The organism is Streptomyces sp. NPDC058864 (assembly GCF_042742985.1).
Classification (GTDB): domain Bacteria; phylum Actinomycetota; class Actinomycetes; order Streptomycetales; family Streptomycetaceae; genus Actinacidiphila.
The window spans coordinates 44,899-60,743 of the sequence record NZ_JBHYMQ010000026.1; the positions used below are offsets into that span (position 1 = coordinate 44,899).

Annotated in this window: 16 protein-coding genes and 1 pseudogene; 11 read left to right on the forward strand and 6 right to left on the reverse strand. The window is 70.2% G+C overall.

All coding sequences use genetic code 11. The annotated features are described in order from the left end of the window. Positions 1-234: 234 nt before the first annotated feature. Positions 235-2,169, reverse strand: a complete 1,935-nt coding sequence (htpG, locus tag ACFW3D_RS20930; protein ID WP_500505743.1) for a molecular chaperone HtpG — start codon at positions 2,167-2,169, stop codon at positions 235-237. Positions 2,170-2,236: 67 nt separating this feature from the next. Between htpG and ACFW3D_RS20935 the strand changes: the two genes are divergently transcribed. The 7 genes from ACFW3D_RS20935 to ACFW3D_RS20965 all read left to right on the forward strand — a co-directional run bounded on the left by ACFW3D_RS20935 (position 2,237) and on the right by ACFW3D_RS20965 (position 6,440). Further along, the gene (locus tag ACFW3D_RS20935; protein ID WP_500505744.1) at positions 2,237-2,440 is read left to right on the forward strand and encodes a hypothetical protein; all 204 of its coding nucleotides are present in this window, start codon (positions 2,237-2,239) and stop codon (positions 2,438-2,440) included. A gap of 113 nt (positions 2,441-2,553) precedes the next feature. Further along, the gene (locus ACFW3D_RS20940) at positions 2,554-2,991 is read left to right on the forward strand and encodes a zinc-binding dehydrogenase (RefSeq protein ID WP_500505745.1); all 438 of its coding nucleotides are present in this window, start codon (positions 2,554-2,556) and stop codon (positions 2,989-2,991) included. A gap of 187 nt (positions 2,992-3,178) precedes the next feature. Beyond that, positions 3,179-3,409: a hypothetical protein gene (locus ACFW3D_RS20945; protein WP_500505747.1), complete on the forward strand. Its 231-nt coding sequence runs from the start codon at positions 3,179-3,181 to the stop codon at positions 3,407-3,409. 257 nt (positions 3,410-3,666) lie between these two features. Next, entirely contained in the window at positions 3,667-4,311 is a 645-nt protein-coding gene (locus ACFW3D_RS20950) for an RraA family protein (RefSeq protein WP_500505748.1), read from the forward strand. A 217-nt stretch (positions 4,312-4,528) separates the two neighbouring features. Further along, the gene (locus tag ACFW3D_RS20955; RefSeq protein WP_500505749.1) at positions 4,529-5,254 is read left to right on the forward strand and encodes a flavodoxin family protein; all 726 of its coding nucleotides are present in this window, start codon (positions 4,529-4,531) and stop codon (positions 5,252-5,254) included. A gap of 198 nt (positions 5,255-5,452) precedes the next feature. Further along, entirely contained in the window at positions 5,453-6,073 is a 621-nt protein-coding gene (locus ACFW3D_RS20960; RefSeq protein WP_500505750.1) for a transposase, read from the forward strand. A gap of 157 nt (positions 6,074-6,230) precedes the next feature. Continuing rightward, on the forward strand, positions 6,231-6,440 hold the full coding sequence (locus tag ACFW3D_RS20965; RefSeq protein ID WP_500505751.1) for a hypothetical protein: 210 nt from the start codon (positions 6,231-6,233) through the stop codon (positions 6,438-6,440). 591 nt (positions 6,441-7,031) lie between these two features. On the opposite strand, the gene ACFW3D_RS20970 is transcribed toward ACFW3D_RS20965, so the two are convergent. From ACFW3D_RS20970 to ACFW3D_RS20980, 3 genes are all read right to left on the reverse strand, one after another. Next, complete coding sequence (locus ACFW3D_RS20970) at positions 7,032-7,496, reverse strand: hypothetical protein (protein WP_500505752.1); 465 nt, start codon at positions 7,494-7,496, stop codon at positions 7,032-7,034. Positions 7,497-7,656: 160 nt separating this feature from the next. Continuing rightward, positions 7,657-8,286 (reverse strand): hypothetical protein, encoded by a 630-nt coding sequence (locus ACFW3D_RS20975; protein ID WP_500505753.1) that lies wholly within the window; start codon positions 8,284-8,286, stop codon positions 7,657-7,659. A 393-nt stretch (positions 8,287-8,679) separates the two neighbouring features. Beyond that, positions 8,680-9,204, reverse strand: a complete 525-nt coding sequence (locus tag ACFW3D_RS20980) for a hypothetical protein (RefSeq protein ID WP_500505754.1) — start codon at positions 9,202-9,204, stop codon at positions 8,680-8,682. A 244-nt stretch (positions 9,205-9,448) separates the two neighbouring features. Between ACFW3D_RS20980 and ACFW3D_RS20985 the strand changes: the two genes are divergently transcribed. Next, positions 9,449-10,861, forward strand: a complete 1,413-nt coding sequence (locus ACFW3D_RS20985) for a helix-turn-helix domain-containing protein (protein ID WP_500505755.1) — start codon at positions 9,449-9,451, stop codon at positions 10,859-10,861. A 396-nt stretch (positions 10,862-11,257) separates the two neighbouring features. Here ACFW3D_RS20985 and ACFW3D_RS20990 read toward each other — a convergent pair whose 3' ends face one another. Together ACFW3D_RS20990 and ACFW3D_RS20995 are read right to left on the reverse strand one after the other, a co-directional pair. Continuing rightward, positions 11,258-11,749 (reverse strand): MEKHLA domain-containing protein, encoded by a 492-nt coding sequence (locus ACFW3D_RS20990; protein ID WP_500505756.1) that lies wholly within the window; start codon positions 11,747-11,749, stop codon positions 11,258-11,260. Further along, a pseudogene (locus ACFW3D_RS20995) lies at positions 11,742-11,855 on the reverse strand (ketol-acid reductoisomerase); the annotation flags it as partial. The gene ACFW3D_RS20990 and the pseudogene ACFW3D_RS20995, both read right to left, overlap by 8 nt. Before the next feature lie 367 nt (positions 11,856-12,222). On the opposite strand from ACFW3D_RS20995, the gene ACFW3D_RS21000 reads away from it, so the two are divergent. From ACFW3D_RS21000 to ACFW3D_RS21010, 3 genes are all read left to right on the forward strand, one after another. Then, on the forward strand, positions 12,223-13,296 hold the full coding sequence (locus tag ACFW3D_RS21000; RefSeq protein WP_500505757.1) for a PP2C family protein-serine/threonine phosphatase: 1,074 nt from the start codon (positions 12,223-12,225) through the stop codon (positions 13,294-13,296). Positions 13,297-13,798: 502 nt separating this feature from the next. After that, on the forward strand, positions 13,799-14,887 hold the full coding sequence (locus tag ACFW3D_RS21005; RefSeq protein WP_500505758.1) for an alkene reductase: 1,089 nt from the start codon (positions 13,799-13,801) through the stop codon (positions 14,885-14,887). 428 nt (positions 14,888-15,315) lie between these two features. Next, positions 15,316-15,657: a hypothetical protein gene (locus tag ACFW3D_RS21010; RefSeq protein ID WP_500505760.1), complete on the forward strand. Its 342-nt coding sequence runs from the start codon at positions 15,316-15,318 to the stop codon at positions 15,655-15,657. Positions 15,658-15,845 lie beyond the last annotated feature (188 nt).

Consider the following 15,845-nt stretch of genomic DNA (forward strand, 5'->3'; position numbering starts at 1 on the left):
TCGCTATCTCGTTATTCCACACTAGACGTGTGGGTGCGCTGGAGCCACCCATCGGTGCGGCGCAGCGCCGTACCGAAGATCTCGCGCCGCAGGTCGTCCGATACCCCTCGCAGTCACAAGGCCACGATGTCGATGCCGCGATTGCGCGCCGGTTCGTGCCCGCGTGCCAGATCTCGGTGGGCCGCGACGCGTCGTCGCGGGTGCGTCACGGCCCACCGAGCAGGTCCGGATGGATCAGACGGCGAGGTGGTCTGCCATGAGCTTGGCGAAACGCGCAGGGTCCTTCAGCGCGCCGCCCTCGGCGATGAGGGCCATGCCGTAGAGGAGTTCGGCGATTCCCGCGAGGCCGGCACCGGCATCGTCGCCGCGTTCGCCGTGGGCCTTGTTGAGACTGGCGACCAGCGTGTGGCCGGCGTTGAGCTCCAGGATGCGCTTGGTGTGCGGGACGTCCTGGCCCATGGCCCGGTACATGTTCTCCAGGGCCGGGGTGATGTCGTGGGTGTCGGAGACGAGACAGGCCGGGGAGACGGTCAGGCGGGTGGAGAGCCGGACCTCCTTCACGTCCTCGGCAAGCACCCCGGTCATCCAGGTCAGCAGGTCGGTGTACTCCTTCTGCCGGCTCTCGCGCTCGCTGTCGGTGTGGGGGTCCCGCGCGCCGGCGTCCAGGTCGACCGTCCCCTTGGCCACGGACCGCAGCTGCTTGCCCTCGAATGCGGGCACCGTGGTGACCCAGACCTCGTCGACGGGGTCGGTCAGCAGCAGCACCTCGATGCCCTTCGCGCCGAAGGCCTCCATGTGCGGGGAATTCTCGATGGCTTCCCGGGAGTCGCCGGTCAGGTAGTAGATCTCTTCCTGGCCGTCCTTCATGCGCCCCACGTACTGCGCCAGCGTGGTCGGCTCGTCCGCCTTGTGCGTCGAGGCGAAGGAACTCAGGCCGAGCACGGTGTCGCGGTTGCCGTCGTCGCCCAGCAGGCCTTCCTTAAGAGCGGGGCCGAACTCCCTCCAGACGGTGGCGTAGCGGTCGGGCGCACTGGTCATGAGGTCCTTGACGGTGGCCAGGACCTTCTTGGTCAGGCGCCGGTGGATCATCTGGATCTGCCGGTCCTGCTGCAGGATCTCGCGGGAGACGTTGAGCGAGAGGTCCTGGGAGTCGACAACGCCCTTGACGAAGCGCAGATAGGGCGGCAGGAGCTCTTCGCAGTCGTCCATGATGTGGACGCGCTTGACGTACAGCTGCAGGCCGCGCCGGTGGTCGCGGGTGAACAGGTCGTGCGGGGCGTGGGAGGGGATGAACAGCAGGGCCTGGTACTCGAAGGTGCCTTCCGCCTGGAGCCGGATGGTCTCCAGCGGGTCCAGCCAGTCGTGGGCGAGGTGCTTGTACAGCTCGTGGTACTCCTCCTCGCTCACCTCGTCCCGTGATCGCGCCCACAGCGCCTTCATCGAGTTCACCGTCTCCAGACCCGCCGAAGCGGGCTCGGTGCTCTCGCCGTCGGTGTCCGTGCCGGCCTGCGTCGTGGCATGCGCGGGCATGCGGATGGGCCAGGTGATGAAGTCCGAGTACCGCTTGACGATCTCCCGGAGCTTCCAGCCGTCGGTGTAGTCGTGCAGCTGGTTGTCGACATCGGCGGGCTTGAGGTGAAGGGTTACCGCCGTGCCCTGGGGGGCCTGGTCGACGCTGTCGACCGAGTAGGTGCCCTCACCGCGCGAGGTCCAGCGGGTGCCCTGACTCTCACCGGCCCGCCGGGTCACCACGGTGACCTCGTCGGCGACCATGAACGCGGAATAGAACCCGACGCCGAACTGGCCGATCAGACCGGCGGCCGCTTCCGCGTCCTTGGTGTCCTTCAGCTCCTTGAGCAGCCTCGCCGTCCCGGAGCTGGCGATCGTGCCGATGAGAGCAATGACCTCCTCACGCGACATGCCGACACCGTTGTCCCGCACCGTCAGCGTCCGCGCCTGGGCGTCCGTCTCGAGGGCGATGTGCAGATCGGACACGTCCGCCCCGAGCGCGTCGTTGCGCAGCGCCTCCAGCCGCAGCTTGTCGAGCGCGTCGGAGGCGTTGGAGATCAGCTCCCGGAGAAACACATCCTTGTTCGAGTAGATCGAATGGATCATCAGCTGCAGGAGCTGACGTGCCTCAACCTGGAACTCGTGGACCTCGGCCGACATGACGAGCGAACCCTCCAAAGATCTGAAACGCCGACTACCACACGCACTCTAGACCGATCGCCGCCGCATGCCTCCGGCGGCAGGCAGGCCCCGCGCCGCCACACCCGCACAGCTACGAGCCGCAGGCCCCGAGGGCCGCCGCCAGCGCGACCGCCCCTTCGTCACCGATGCCGGCAAGTTCACCGACACCTTCGGCCCGCTGCCCACCACACCCCACCCACAGGCCGTCGACGCCACCCTCTCCTGGTTCCGGACCACCCTGAATCGCTGACGTCGGGCTCCTCACGGCGCGCCGGTCTCCCTCGGTTCGTCCGACCCCGTCCGTCCGGGAGGACACGGCACCGGATCGCCCACGGGCGTCCCGTTGCCCCGTCAACCGGACGCTTGCTGGAGGCCGTTGAGGATGAGGTCCAGTCCGGCTTCGAACTCGTCGCCGTAGGAGTACCCGGGGACTTCCTCGCCGGCCCGCACCGCTACGACGCCATCATCGACATCGCGGGCCATCGCAGCCTCCGGGACCTGCGCCGCGCCCTGACCCCCCGCGGCAGACTGGTCATCACCGGCAGCGAGACGAACGGCCTCTGGCTCGGCGGCACCGACCGGCAGATCCGCGCACAGATGCTCTCCCCGTTCACCGGCCGGCATCTGGGCACCTTCATCACCTCGGAGCGCGCCGACGGGCTCCGCGACCTGACCGCCCTCATCGACGCAGGCGTGCTCAGCCCCGTCGTCGACCGCGTCTACCCGCTCGCCGAGACCGCCGCAGCCGTCCGGCACCTCCTCGACGGCCGCGTCACGGGCAAGCTCGCGCTGACCCTTTGAGGCCGAAGGTCGTGGCGTCACCCAGGCGCTCCTTGGGTGGCCACACCACCCCCGTAGCCGACGAGGACACCACCAGCACCGTCACCGAGCATGCCTGCACCCGCCGCCGCGACAGCGACCGCAACCCGACCGGATCACTCGTTCGTCCGCATGGACAGAGCCGAACCCACACCACCGAGAGGCGGCCATGTCGCACCCCGCGGAACCCCTGGTCGAATACTGCTTCATCATCACCTTCAGCCATCGCGAGCAGGATCTGATGACCTTCTCCGGCACCTACACACCCGCACCGGGGATGACCAGGCACGACGTCTATACGACCATCCATGCCGATCACGTGCGGCGGTTGCCCGCACATGTGCAGAGCGGCTTCTACCAGGTCACGTTCTTCTCGCTGGAACGCAACCAGCTGCCATGACCGGCCGTGGACGGGAAACCGCCCGTCGGGCGCACAGGCAGCCCGGGCGCCCCGGTCGATCCCGTCTTAGGATCGGCTGAGCCGCGCTTGCCGGAACACGTGCGGCAGCGCTTGCGCACATCGCGGCACGAAGCTCTTCTCGGCCGCCGCGGACACCCGCCCGTTGCGCTCGCCGCCTCCCGGCAGCGCCCGGAGCCCGCCTCGAATGCGGCGCGCCGCAGTGGCGGACAGATCGCGAGCGGGTCAGGAGGAGAAGCATGAGCAGTGATCCGGGTGCCGAGTATGCGGCCACGGCGGCGCGGCTGGGTTGTGCGGCGCTGGTGGACGCGATGGGCCGCCTCCACCAGCACCGCGCGCACATCCTCGCCCTGTCCAGCCCCGACCCCACCAGGCCGCTCTTCGGTCCGGCCGCCACCATGGCCTTCCTGCCCTACCGGGACGACCTGCCGCAGACAGGCACCGGCTTCAGTGACCTGTTCTACCGGGCGGTCGGTGACGACCCGGCCGGGAAGGTCCTGGTCCTCTCCAGCGGCGGCTATCCGGACGTCTCACACGCCGGCGGTACGAAACTGTCCCGGGTCGCAGTTCACGGGCTCGCCGGCGTGCTGGCGGACGGCCGGCTGCGGGACTACGCCCAGCTGCGCGAGCACGGGTTCGCCGCCTGGTGCCACGGCGAGGCCACTCGCTGGGGCGGTGACACCGTCATGCCGTTCGCGGCCGGCATCGCGGTGGAGGTCGCCGGCGTCTGCGTCACCCCTGGGGACTACGTCTTCGCGGACACGGCGGGAGCCGTGGTCATTCCGCGGGGCAGTCTCGAGCGCGTCTTGCAGGAGGCCGCCAGGATGGACGCCGAGGACACCGCATCCATCGCCCGGATCCGCGACGAACACCCACCCCAGTAGGAGCGGCAGGGCCTCTCCCGGCCGCGAGATGCGAACACCGGTGCGACCCGCTCGGCGGTCGTGCCGGCCGGCGGGACCACAGCCGAGGTGCGGGATTTCGGGTTGCCCGCCAGGCGTACGTGGGTGAGCCTCCAGGAAGAGGCATCGCCCCGGACCGGGCGCCGGGGTGCCCTCCGGACAGACCACACGCTGGGAGGAAAAGGTGGCGGCTGACCCGATGACCGCGCCCGGGGCGCGGGTGCCGCGGTTCGAAGGACTGCGCGCCATGTTCGTCAACACGACGCTGAAGCGGTCGCCCGAGGTCAGCAACACCGAGGGGCTCATCGAGCTGAGCGCGGGCATCATGCGCGGGCACGGCGTCCAGGTGGAGACGGTCCGCGCGGTCGACCACGACATCGCGACCGGAGTGTGGCCGGACATGAGGGAACACGGCTGGGCCGGTGATGCCTGGCCGGAGCTGTTCGAGCGGGTCCTGGCCGCGGACGTCCTCGTGCTGTGCGGGCCCATCTGGCTGGGAGACAACAGTTCGGTGATGAAGCGCGTCATCGAACGGCTCTACGGCTGCTCCAGTCTGCTCAACGACGCCGGACAGTACGCCTACTACGGACGCGTCGGCGGCTGCCTGATCACCGGCAACGAGGACGGGATCAAGCACTGCGCCATGAACGTCCTCTACAGCCTCCAGCACCTCGGCTACACGATTCCGCCGCAGGCCGACGCCGGGTGGATCGGTGAGGCCGGACCCGGCCCCTCCTATCTCGACCCGGGCTCCGGCGGCCCGGAGAACGACTTCACCAACCGCAACACGACGTTCATGACCTACAACCTCCTGCATCTGGCGGGCATGCTGCGACGCGAAGGAGGGTTTCCCGCCTACGGCAACCAGCGCTCCGAGTGGGACGCCGGCTGCCGCCCCGACTTCCCGAACCCGGAACACCGATGACCCCGTCTCCACCACCGGGCGGGACGCGCCGAGCTCCGTGCCCGCCCGATCGGGAACCGCGGCGGGCGGAGCGGCGCGGCTGGGGCTGCTCCGTGAGATGACCCGCCGCACCCCGGAAAGCGCTGCTCGCCTCGTAGCCACCGGGAGACAGGGCGGTCATTCCGGCCGTCCGCCACGACGAGGACGAGGAGTGGGCCCATGACTGGGGCAACCGGCAGGGTGGCACTGGTGACGGGGGGCAGCAGCGGGATCGGGGCGGCCACCGCGCGTCTCCTGGCCGCGCGGGGGATGCGCGTGGTGGTCGACTACCCGGTCATCCCCGAAGCGACGCGTCTAGTGAGATGCGTGGGCTTGAGCCGCTTCGGCGGATATCGGAGATCGGGGGTTCAGCCCCCAGAGGATGTCCATCGTGGGGAGCATGGGGGGAACGAGCAGCCACGCCTTCGCCGCCCGTTCACGCCCGAGTTCAGGGCCGAGATCGTCGAGCCGTGCCATCGTGGTGACCGTTCGATCGGCCAGCTTGCCAAGGACTTCGACCCGACCGAGACCGCGGTGCGTGACCGGGTGAAGCAGGCCGAGGTCGACTTCGGCGAGCGAGACAGCCTGACCAGCAGCGAACGCGACGAATTGGCCGCGCGGCGGCAACATCACCTACGTCCCGACCGACGAGGGCCGGCTCTACCTCGCCACCGTCACGGACATCGCCTCGCGCCGCGTCGTCGGCTGGGCCAGCGCCGATCCCCTGCGGACCGACCCGGTCCCTCGGCTTTCAGCAGCGTCGCCTGCACCCTCATCCGCTACCGCCGTCTGAACACGTGAACGAACACCTCGTTCGCCGATGGGTTGCAGCAAAATGGTGCGGGTGAGCAGATCGTCCGAGCAGGTACAGAACGCAGCCGCCCTCTGGCGCGAACACCGCCACGCCCCCTTCCCAGCCTGCCTACGAGGTGCCGAATTCGGGGGCACGGACATGGTCATGCTCGACGCGGACACCGCTGGCTGCGTTCTTACGTGGCTGAACAACGGTGGCGCCCTCGACCGAGAACGCAGCCGCATCCTGCAGCGCTGCATCGAGGACCTGGACCGAGTCATCCCTGCGATCACCGATCCCGCAGGAATCCAGTACTACCGGCGCTTGCGCCGACTTGCCCTACTCGTCGCAGCGGGCCTCATCGACGCCAATTGAGATGTGCTCTCAGGAGTTCATTCACAGCTACAGGTGCGCCGCGGGCTACCCCCAAGTTCCCCACGCGTATGGATCTGTTGTCATCATCCTCTGCCGTCAGCCGAACAGTCAGTAGCAGGAGCCCTTGAACGGAGAAGGTCACCGGGCCAGGAACGCGGCGCGGCTGACGTGCCGGCCGGGCCGCGACCTTGCGTGCCGCGGCACGCACAGCGGTGGCTTCGACCTAGACCAACTTGCCCAGCCCGAAGAAGGTCAGCCACTCCTTCGAGTCTCCGAGAAACAGGGTGAACGCGCCGACCAAGGCCAGGAACCGGCCGACGGCGGCGAAGTGATCCATGTCCGGGAAGAGTTGCGTACCGGGCCGCGACACTCCCGGTTGGTCATCTGAAAGGTGGCGGGCCGTTCACCCGGTGCCCTACGCGTACCGTCGGAATGCCTCTTCCAGAACTGTGAAGCCGGCGACCGCCGGCAGCCCCGTCACCCGTACGCCACCGCGAGGCAAATGCCCCCACGATGTGTGAAGGACCCGGCCGCAACGGACCGGGACATATCGGGAGCTCGTGGCCCGCGGCCGCCCGCCTGCCGGGGGCATCAGGTCGAGAAGGGGAAACCCTTGCCGGACAACCCGAGCCAGTCACCGCCCAGAACCTGCTCCTTCCACATGTCGAACACCTTCTCGGGCACCTGGTACTTCTCCGCGACCTCGGTACGGGTGGCATGCCCTGACGTCACGGTCAGAACGATCCGCACCTTGTCCACCACCGACAGATCCTCGGCGGGTTTGACCGGCAGATCAGCGAGCCGCAGACACCCCGCCCCACCCGGCTGGCCCGGCTGGCCCGGCTGCCCCGGCTCGCCGGGCCGGCTACCCTGGCCGCCTTCCCCGCCGCGGCCGCAGCCCGCCAGGACACCGGTGACGGAGTCGGTACCGCCGGCACCGCCGACGCCCCGGCTGCCGTCGTGGCGGGTCTGTGCGGCCGAGGCTCCAGCGGACGAGCCCTCGGACGAGCAGGCGCCGCCACCGGCGATCGCGGCCGCCATCACCACCAAGGCCAAAGGACGCTTCCACACACGATGTGACTTCACTGGATTCTCCATATCCGCGGCCAGATCCGCGAGAGACGGGCCCCCGGTCCGGGACCCGGGGTGGAGGGCCCGTACCTCACCGTGGGTACGGGCCCTCCGCGACAGGTCGTCAGAGGATCACGAATGGCGCTCAGAAGATGCTGATCCCGCCGGCACCACCGACACCGCCGGAACCGCCGGGGCCGAATATGCTGCCGCCACCGCCACCGGCCTTTCCGCCGTTGCCGCCATCCCCGAAGACACTGTTCCCGCCCGAGCCTCCGTTACCGCCGCCACCACCGGCACCGAAGACACTGTCCCCACCGGAACCCGCGCTGCCGCCGTTACCGGCATTGCCGAAGATGCTGCCGCCCCCCGAACCGCCGTTGCCGCCCCTACCCCCGTTGCCGAACACGCTTTCACCGCCGCCGCCCCCGCCACCGGCGCCCCCGCCGGGACCGAAGACGCTGTCACCGCCTGCCCCACCGGTCCCACCAGCCCCACCGTTGCCGAAGACGCTGCCGCCACCGGAACCACCGGAGCCACCGGCGCCGCCGGGACCGAAGACACTGCTGCCTCCGGCGCCGCCCTCACCGCCCTTTCCGCCATCGGTCACCACACCCGCCGTGGCGGTGGTGCTCCTGCTCACCTCCGCCGTCGCCGCCGAAGCCGGGAGCGCGACGGCTCCGGAGATCAAACCGGCCGACGCGAAAAGCACCACTGCCCGAAACCCACGACGCGGCGAACGAACCCGACCGGAAACCTGAGTGCTGCGAAACATGACCGAACTCCTCACAAAGAGAAACTTCAATGGGAATACCGGAAAAATATCCGGACCAGCGACGGAAGTACCCGACAAAGGATTTCCTGCCGCCGGGGCCTGCCTCACATTTCCTGCCCTGCGAGGCCCGCATCTCCATTACGCCCGGCCACAGCGCCTGGGTCACGTTCCGACAACACGGGACTTGACACAGGCCATAAGAACGCCCACAATCCGCGCCGCCGCGCGACGGCGCCACACCACCCGGACACCACATGGACCACGCCAGAACAACCAGCAGTCCGGGGTCGACCAACATCGGGGGCGGGGACGAAACCCCGACCCGCGAGGGCATGCGTCTTCCCACCCTGGTGCCCGGCTCCGGCCAGGCACCAGGGTGGGACGGCTGTGCCGTCAGCGGCTGCTCACGGTGCCAATGTCGACGATGTGGTCGTACCGCTCCAGCAGTACGAAGAGCTTGATCTTCTGCGTCGTCCCCCCGCTGCCGAAGGTCAGCGTGACGACGACCTCGTGCCCGTTGCCCACAGCACCGTTGTCGGTCACCTTCCAGCGCGCAGGGACGTTCTGGGCACGCAGGACCCCGTCCGCCCCGTTCTCCTCCTCCCAGGCCGCCAGCCGCTGGGCGAAGCCGGGCGTCAGGTAGTGCGTGCGAAGTACCGTGGCCAGAGTGCCGTCCGGGTCCTCGTAGTCGCCCTTCGCGTCGATGTACGCGCCGTAGAAGTCGGCGACCCGGGTCATCGCTTGGCCGGGCGTACCGCTGACCGACCGCGGTGCCGCGGCGGACACCTTGGCGGGGGCGGCAGGGGCGGACGCCTGTGCCGACGCGGTGAGCCCCAGCGGAAGGGCCACGGCGGCGACAAGACCGGCGATCAAAGCGGTGCGGCTGACGTTCTTGCGGGCGGTCGTGTTGCTTTTCATCAGTGTGCTTCCCCGATTCGATGGGTCCGGATGTGCGTCGCTGTGTGCGGGGCGGCCTCCTCGGCCCTCGTGCCTGTGGGGCGGCTCCGGCGACCCCATGAGCGTCGTCGGCGGCGCGGTCCGGGCACAACGGACTGCGCCCCATCCGCAACGGTGAAACCGTCCCAGGCCTGCTGACCTCTCCTTATAGGGAGTGCCTGGGATGCCGTCCTGGGACGCGAGGCGGGTGAGGGGGAATGAATCGGTGCCGTCCCAGGACGAGGTGGAAGAGTTCGCGGCGCTGCTGCGACAGCTCAAGGCCCGCACGGACCGCAGTTACGCGGCCCTCGCGCGCCGCCTGAACATGAACGCCTCGACGCTGCACCGGTACTGCGCGGGGGACGCGGTGCCGCTCGGCTTCGCACCTGTGGAACGCTTCGCCGCGATGTGCCAGGCCAGTGCGGCCGAACGGATCGAGCTGCACCGGCGGTGGATCCTGGCAGTGGCGGCACGGCAGCGGTCCCGGACGGCGACCAAGTCCGTACCGGACGACGCCGGGGCCCACCAGGCCCGCAGTGAAGGCCCCTTGGCCGATCGGGCGGCCGACCCGGTGCCCGCGGCAGTCGCCGGCTCCGTCTCCACGACGGCCGCCGACCCTCTGCCCGCGGCAGCGTCCGGCCCCTCGCCCGGCCCCCGGCAGACCGGCGCTGAGAGCCTTGCGGGTTCGTCGCACGACGGCGACGCAGCGTCCCGCCCCGCCCCACGACAGCCCTGGCGCAGGCGCCGCGTGGCGGTCACCGCAGCCGTCGTGACCGCACTGATCGCCACCCTGGGCAGCCTGACCACCCTGCCGTCCGGGCTCTCCTGGACCGCCGGTGACGACCGGGCTTCCGGCACGGCGCCCGCGAAGACCACGGGTGCACGGCACGACTCCACGACACCGTCCGTACCCGCCTCCACCACGCACCGCCGGCCGTCCGGCACGCCCTCGCCGAAGGCACCCGCCGCGGGCAACCCTTCGTCGGGCCGGTCCATGAACCCCTCCGCCACGACCGTCCCCGCCGCCGCGCCCCTCACCTGGACGGCGAACTCCCAGCTCTGGGAACTCGGTTGCCAGCACGACTACGTCATCGGCAAGGCACCCCAGCAGGTGCCGCCACCCCCGGCCCCACAAGACGCCGCCCCATGGGCACGTACGCAAGGCGCGGTGCACGGCGGCCACACACTCGTGGGCATCTCCGTGCAGGGGCGGACGGACGCAGCCGTCGTCCTGGAAGCACTGCGGGTCCGCGTCGTGGGACGCGCCGCCCCGGTGAAGGGCACCGTCTACTCCACAGGCCAGGGCTGCGGCAGCGACATCACCCCCCGCTCGTTCGCCGTGGACCTGGACGTGAACCGACCGATCGCCCACCCGGTCCAGGGCAGTGAGCACGCCACCAGTACCCCGGCCATGCGCATGCCCTACCGGGTGTCGTCGAAGGACCCCGAGGTACTGCTGGTGGACGCACGAACCGCCGACTGCGACTGCCGCTGGTACCTGGAACTCGACTGGTCCTCGCAAGGCCGCACCGGCACCGAACGCATCGACGACCACGGTCTTGCGTTCCGCACCAGCGGCATCGGGGGCCTGCCGCGCTACTGGTACGCGCGCGACGGCTGGACACCGCTCACAAACTGAGCAGGACCGATCGCGCACCGGGCCACCGTCGCGCCCCGAGGCCAGAGCCACGTCGCCGTCCCGCGCGTTCGAGGAACAGGTCGGCAGCAGTCCTCGGCGCACGGCTTGGGGCCGGCTCTCCCGCCTGCGGTCCACAACCAGATGCGCTCCCCCGGATCCTGTACGCCAGGCCGTGAAGGACGATCGCTCGGTGACGCGCTCCTTGGATCGTGACCGGTTCCTCGAAGAGCTCGAACGTGACTGTCGGCCGGCTCCGTCAGCCGGCGACACTCGTCTTGTCACTACTGCACACGCCCTGCGGCGTCGGCCGATCGGCGAGCCGACCGTCGAGGACATGCGCTTGTCGACCGGGCAGGACATCGGCCTGCCCTGCTGCGAGCCACGCCAGGGAGAGGGTCAGGCGGCCGGCCAGGAGTGGAAAACGGCCGCCTGGCCGTGGAAGGTGTTGTCGTCGTCGATGAGCTCCCACATCGTGACGTCCCGTATCCAGAAGCGGCGGCCTGACTTGGAGACGCGAATGCCCTGGTATCCGGTGACGTGATGGTGCACGGCGACCTGGTGCAGCAGGGCGTCGCGGTCCTCCTGGGCGGCCGGTTCCGCTGACAGCCGTGAGGGCAGCCCGACGAACTCGTCCCAGCCGTATTCGAAGCACCGCTGGGCGGTCAGGTTGGCGTAGACGAACAGCGGGTCGTCCGATGCGTCGTGCGCCAGCAACCCGAACGGCGCCTCCTCGTAGAGCCACCGGGCCGCCCCGGAGTCCGACGCCCACACCGGCGGGCAGAGCTCGACGCCCACCAGACGGCGGTAGCTGTCCAGGAGGAGGGCGGCGAAGCGGGGATCCGCGCGCCGGTCGGCGGGCGCCTGCACCCGCGGGGACGGATCAGTCACCGTTCTCGGCCCAGCTCATGAGCTTGCGGAGCTTCTTGCCGGTGGTCTCCCGCAGGTGGTTCCCGTCGGCCTTCTTGTACTCGTTGTACCGGGGCAGGCCGGCATCGTCGTCGTAGAACAGCTCGGCCACTTCGGGTCTCTCCTCGGGGATCTCGGGGGCGCCCACACACTACGTCCGCGGGCCGGGATCAAGTCCGGGGGTCTCGCCATGCGGTCCGGTCGAAGGCGCGCGGACCCGTACGTCCGCGCCGGGCGCACCGCCCGGGCCGCCCGCCGCCCCTGACCCGCCCGTGGCCGCGCCGTGCCCTGCACGGACGGGCAAGGCACCGTGCACGACGGGGCAAGGTACCTCAGCGGCCCCTCCCTACGGTCGAGGTGTCCCATCACGAGTGGGACGCCAATGCGTGGACCAGGGACCGCTCGCGGATCCGCCGGCTCCCGGCACCGCGCACGACCGCGAGGGAGTGGCGCTGATGACGGACGTCGAACAGTTCGAGGAGGGGCAGGACGAAGGGAAACCGCTGCGATACCTGGCCGCCGCCAGCGTCGTGGCGTGGATCCTCGCAGTCTGCGCGGTGTGCGTGATCCTGCCCCTGTACTCCCATCCGAGCCTCGCATGCGGCCTGGCGCCGCTGATCACCGCGGGAACCGCGGCGATGGTGCTCGGCCGCGTGAAGGCCCGCTATCGCTGCAGGGCGGCCCGGGCGCACGCCGTGACCGACACCGTGCGGCGGGTCCTGCTGCGGCCGCTCCCCGGGCGCATCGGCGCCCTGGGGCTCGCCTCCATCTACCGGCCCTGCGGGGGCCGCGGCCAGGTCGGCGGGGACCTCTACGCGGTCGCACGCGCGGGTGGGGCGACCCGGCTGATCATCGGAGACGTGCGCGGCAAGGGCCTGCCCACCTTCGAGGACGTCGCGGCGGTGCTCGGGGCCTTCCGCGAATGGGCGCCGCGCGCCGCCAACCTGGCCGAGCTGTCGGCGCGGCTGGAGGAGAGTTTCCTGTTCCACCTGGCGGAGAGCGACGACGTCGCCCGCGACAAGGACGAACGGTTCGTGACGGCGCTCGTCCTGGAGGTGCGGGACGGCGAGCGGTTCGCCCGCATGGTCAACCACGGCCATCCCCCGCCCATACGGGCCCGCCGCGGGAGCGTCGCCCTGGTCGCGGGCTGCCCGGCGCCCCCCTTGGGCCTGTACGGCCTGCGGGAGTGCGGCACCATCGAGGAACGCTTCGAACTGTGCCCCGGGGACACGCTGTTGCTCTACACCGACGGGCTGATGGAGGCCCGTGACGCCGCCGGCCGCTGCTACCCGCTGCTGGAACGTGCGACCGCATGGCGGTGGATCCGGCAGGGCACGCCGAGTCACGTGTGCCTGCCGGATGTGCTGGGAGAGATCCTCGAGGACGTCATCGAGCACGCCGGGGCGCTCCCGGAGGACGACCTGGCGATGGTCGCGCTGACCCGGGTGGAGGAACCGGGCGCGCCTGTGCTGTCCTGGCCGGCCGGTGAGGCCTGGCGCGAGGACGCGGGGCAGTGGCGGCAGGACTGATCGTCTGTCGGGCTGCCCGTGACAACGCCGGCGTCCTGCGGGAGCGGAGCCCGCGGGACGCCGCTCTCCTGTCCCTCCCGCCGGGGTCCGATCCGCGGTCCGGTCGTGTCGGCAGGTGGTTCACTGACGCTCGCCCGGGCGATGACGCATCGGCCGTGGTGTGCATCCGCAGGCTCCGGACGGTCTGGACGATGCCGGCGCCGACGACCGGGGAGCCGGCCCGGGATTCCGGTTTCGGAGACGTCTCTGCGCAGGCCACCGTGGCGCGTTCCGTCGCGGCCTCGACCAGCCGGGCCGCACACGCACCGTGCCGGGTTGCCGAAACGGCATGAGGCTTTGCGGCGCGGTCGTGGTGCGGGCCACGGTGGCTCATGCACCGGACGCCGGGCCCGTTCCCCTCACCGGTGCTTCCATCTCACCGTCTCTCGACGTCAAGCCGCGCACCGGTGACGGAGATACGCGCCGCTTCTTGAAAGTCCACCCCTCGTAACAAGGAGTCCACATGCCCGAGCTCTTCGAACCGGTCGACGTCGGTGCGTGGACGCTGCGCAACCGCATCGTCATGGCACCCATGACGCGGAACCGTGCCACGCCCTTCGGGGTGCCCACCGAGGACATGGCCACGTACTACGGGCAGCGTGCCACCGCGGGACTGATCATCACCGAGGGGACGCAGCCGAGCCCGGTGGGCCAGGGGTACATGAACACCCCCGGACTGCACACGGCGCAGCAGCGCGCCGGGTGGGCTCGGGTGGCGGAGTCGGTTCACGCAGGCGGCGGTCTCATCGTCGGCCAGCTCATGCACGCCGGCAGGATCTCGCACCCCGACAACAAGCACGGCGCGGAGACCGTTGCCCCCAGTGCACTGGCCGCCCCCGGCGCCGTGTTCACCGCCCGCGGTGCCCGGCCTCACCCGGTGCCCCGCGCCCTGGCGACCGAGGAACTCGGCGCGGTCGTACGGGAATTCGCCGACGCGGCCATCGCCGCCCGTGCGGCCGGACTCGACGGCGTCGAACTGCATGCCGCAAATGGATACCTGCTGCACCAGTTCCTCTCGCCCTCCACCAACCACCGCGACGACGCCTATGGAGGTGACCCCGGGGCGCGCTCCCGGTTCGTCGTCGAGGTCGTCCGGGCCGTCAGCGAGGCCATCGGACCTGACCGCGTCGGTGTCCGCATCTCGCCGGGTGCCGCCCTCCACGGCATCCAAGAGGACGACCGTCATGAGACGGCTGCCACCTATCAGGCCCTCGTCGACGCACTCTCCCGGCTGGGAGTGGCCTACCTGCACACGATCGGCGACCCGGCCGGCTCCCTTCTGAGTGACCTGCGCAGCCGATTCCACGGCCCCACGGTCGTCAACACCGGCTGGGAACCCGTCACGGACGCCGGGATCGCAACGGACGTTCTGAGCCGTGGCCTGGCGGACCTGGTCGCCGTGGGCCGCCCTTACATAGCCAACCCCGACCTCGTCCACCGTTGGCGCACTGGCGGCCCACTCAACCAGCCGGACCCGGCGACCTTCTACGGCGGCGACGCCGCCGGCTTCACCGACTACCCCGCCCTCGATGCCACCGCCGACGCGAGTTGACACCGTAGACGACAGCGGCGGGGAGTCGCGGCGGGTCACGCCGTAAGCGCAACCGGCGCCGTGGTGCAGCGACGCCGAGTGCCTCTGGAGACCCCGCCCCTCGGGTGTTCCAGTCGCGCCGGTCGCTGCATAGAAATTCCGCGACGCTGCTCGCGGGGGCGTGCCAGTGTGAGGACGTGGCAGAGATCGAGACGGCACATGTGTCTGCAGCCGGACGCGGCGGTGCGGGTGAGAGTGGGAGTCTCTATGCGTACCGGGTGCGCGCGCTCGGCCGCAGCGCGGTGGTCCTATGGATCGGTGGCGGGGGCGACGAACCCGATCAGGTACTGGCGTTGACGGAAGTGGATCACCGTCGCGTGCCGGTGTTCATGACTGTTCGGCAAGCACGGGTGTACGCGAGCCGACAGGGGTGGAGGCCGGCCACTTCCGTGGCCGGCACTCTGGAACTCACCCGTGTCCAGCGCTGGCTGGAGGATCCGGTTCGCCGGCACGTCCCCCCAGGAGCCGTGCTGGAGGCGTGGAACTTCTTCGAGGACCTGGCCCGGGGACTTGGCGAGGCCAACCGGCTGCCCCGGCAGAACGCGGTGCACGACAGCGCATACGAGAAGCTGTTCGGAGGGGAGTGCGCCGCGTGGACTCCCGAGGAGCGGCACGCGGTACTGGACCTGCTCACGGCAGGGGTGGAGCTGTGGGCCTCCTGCCCGGTGATGGTGAGGCCCCGATCGGGCATCGTCCTCGACAGTAGGCGGCGTACGCCGAGGGGCTTGTGATCACCTCGCGAAGGGCTCGCCAAGGTGTCATTGCGCAGCCTCGACCCGGGTAGTCGGTCCACGATCGGATCGATGCGTCAGCGGCGAGTCGGTCTTCGATTCCGCACGGTTGCAACGTCGGCGGACATGGGCGGCGATGGCGGCGTCCGCCCCTCCCTCCCGGTGAAGCCCGACACCTTGATGCGGGC

Excerpts from the sequence above, each read along its gene's own strand:
- htpG (WP_500505743.1), bottom strand. The coding sequence starts at position 2,169 with ATGTCGGCCGAGGTCCACGAGTTCCAGGTTGAGGCACGTCAGCTCCTG.
- ACFW3D_RS20935 (WP_500505744.1), top strand. The coding sequence starts at position 2,237 with ATGCCTCCGGCGGCAGGCAGGCCCCGCGCCGCCACACCCGCACAGCTA.
- ACFW3D_RS20945 (WP_500505747.1), top strand. The coding sequence starts at position 3,179 with ATGTCGCACCCCGCGGAACCCCTGGTCGAATACTGCTTCATCATCACC.
- ACFW3D_RS20950 (WP_500505748.1), top strand. The coding sequence starts at position 3,667 with ATGAGCAGTGATCCGGGTGCCGAGTATGCGGCCACGGCGGCGCGGCTG.
- ACFW3D_RS20955 (WP_500505749.1), top strand. The coding sequence starts at position 4,529 with ATGACCGCGCCCGGGGCGCGGGTGCCGCGGTTCGAAGGACTGCGCGCC.
- ACFW3D_RS20960 (WP_500505750.1), top strand. The coding sequence starts at position 5,453 with ATGACTGGGGCAACCGGCAGGGTGGCACTGGTGACGGGGGGCAGCAGC.
- ACFW3D_RS20965 (WP_500505751.1), top strand. The coding sequence starts at position 6,231 with ATGCTCGACGCGGACACCGCTGGCTGCGTTCTTACGTGGCTGAACAAC.
- ACFW3D_RS20975 (WP_500505753.1), bottom strand. The coding sequence starts at position 8,286 with ATGTTTCGCAGCACTCAGGTTTCCGGTCGGGTTCGTTCGCCGCGTCGT.
- ACFW3D_RS20980 (WP_500505754.1), bottom strand. The coding sequence starts at position 9,204 with ATGAAAAGCAACACGACCGCCCGCAAGAACGTCAGCCGCACCGCTTTG.
- ACFW3D_RS21000 (WP_500505757.1), top strand. The coding sequence starts at position 12,223 with ATGACGGACGTCGAACAGTTCGAGGAGGGGCAGGACGAAGGGAAACCG.
- ACFW3D_RS21005 (WP_500505758.1), top strand. The coding sequence starts at position 13,799 with ATGCCCGAGCTCTTCGAACCGGTCGACGTCGGTGCGTGGACGCTGCGC.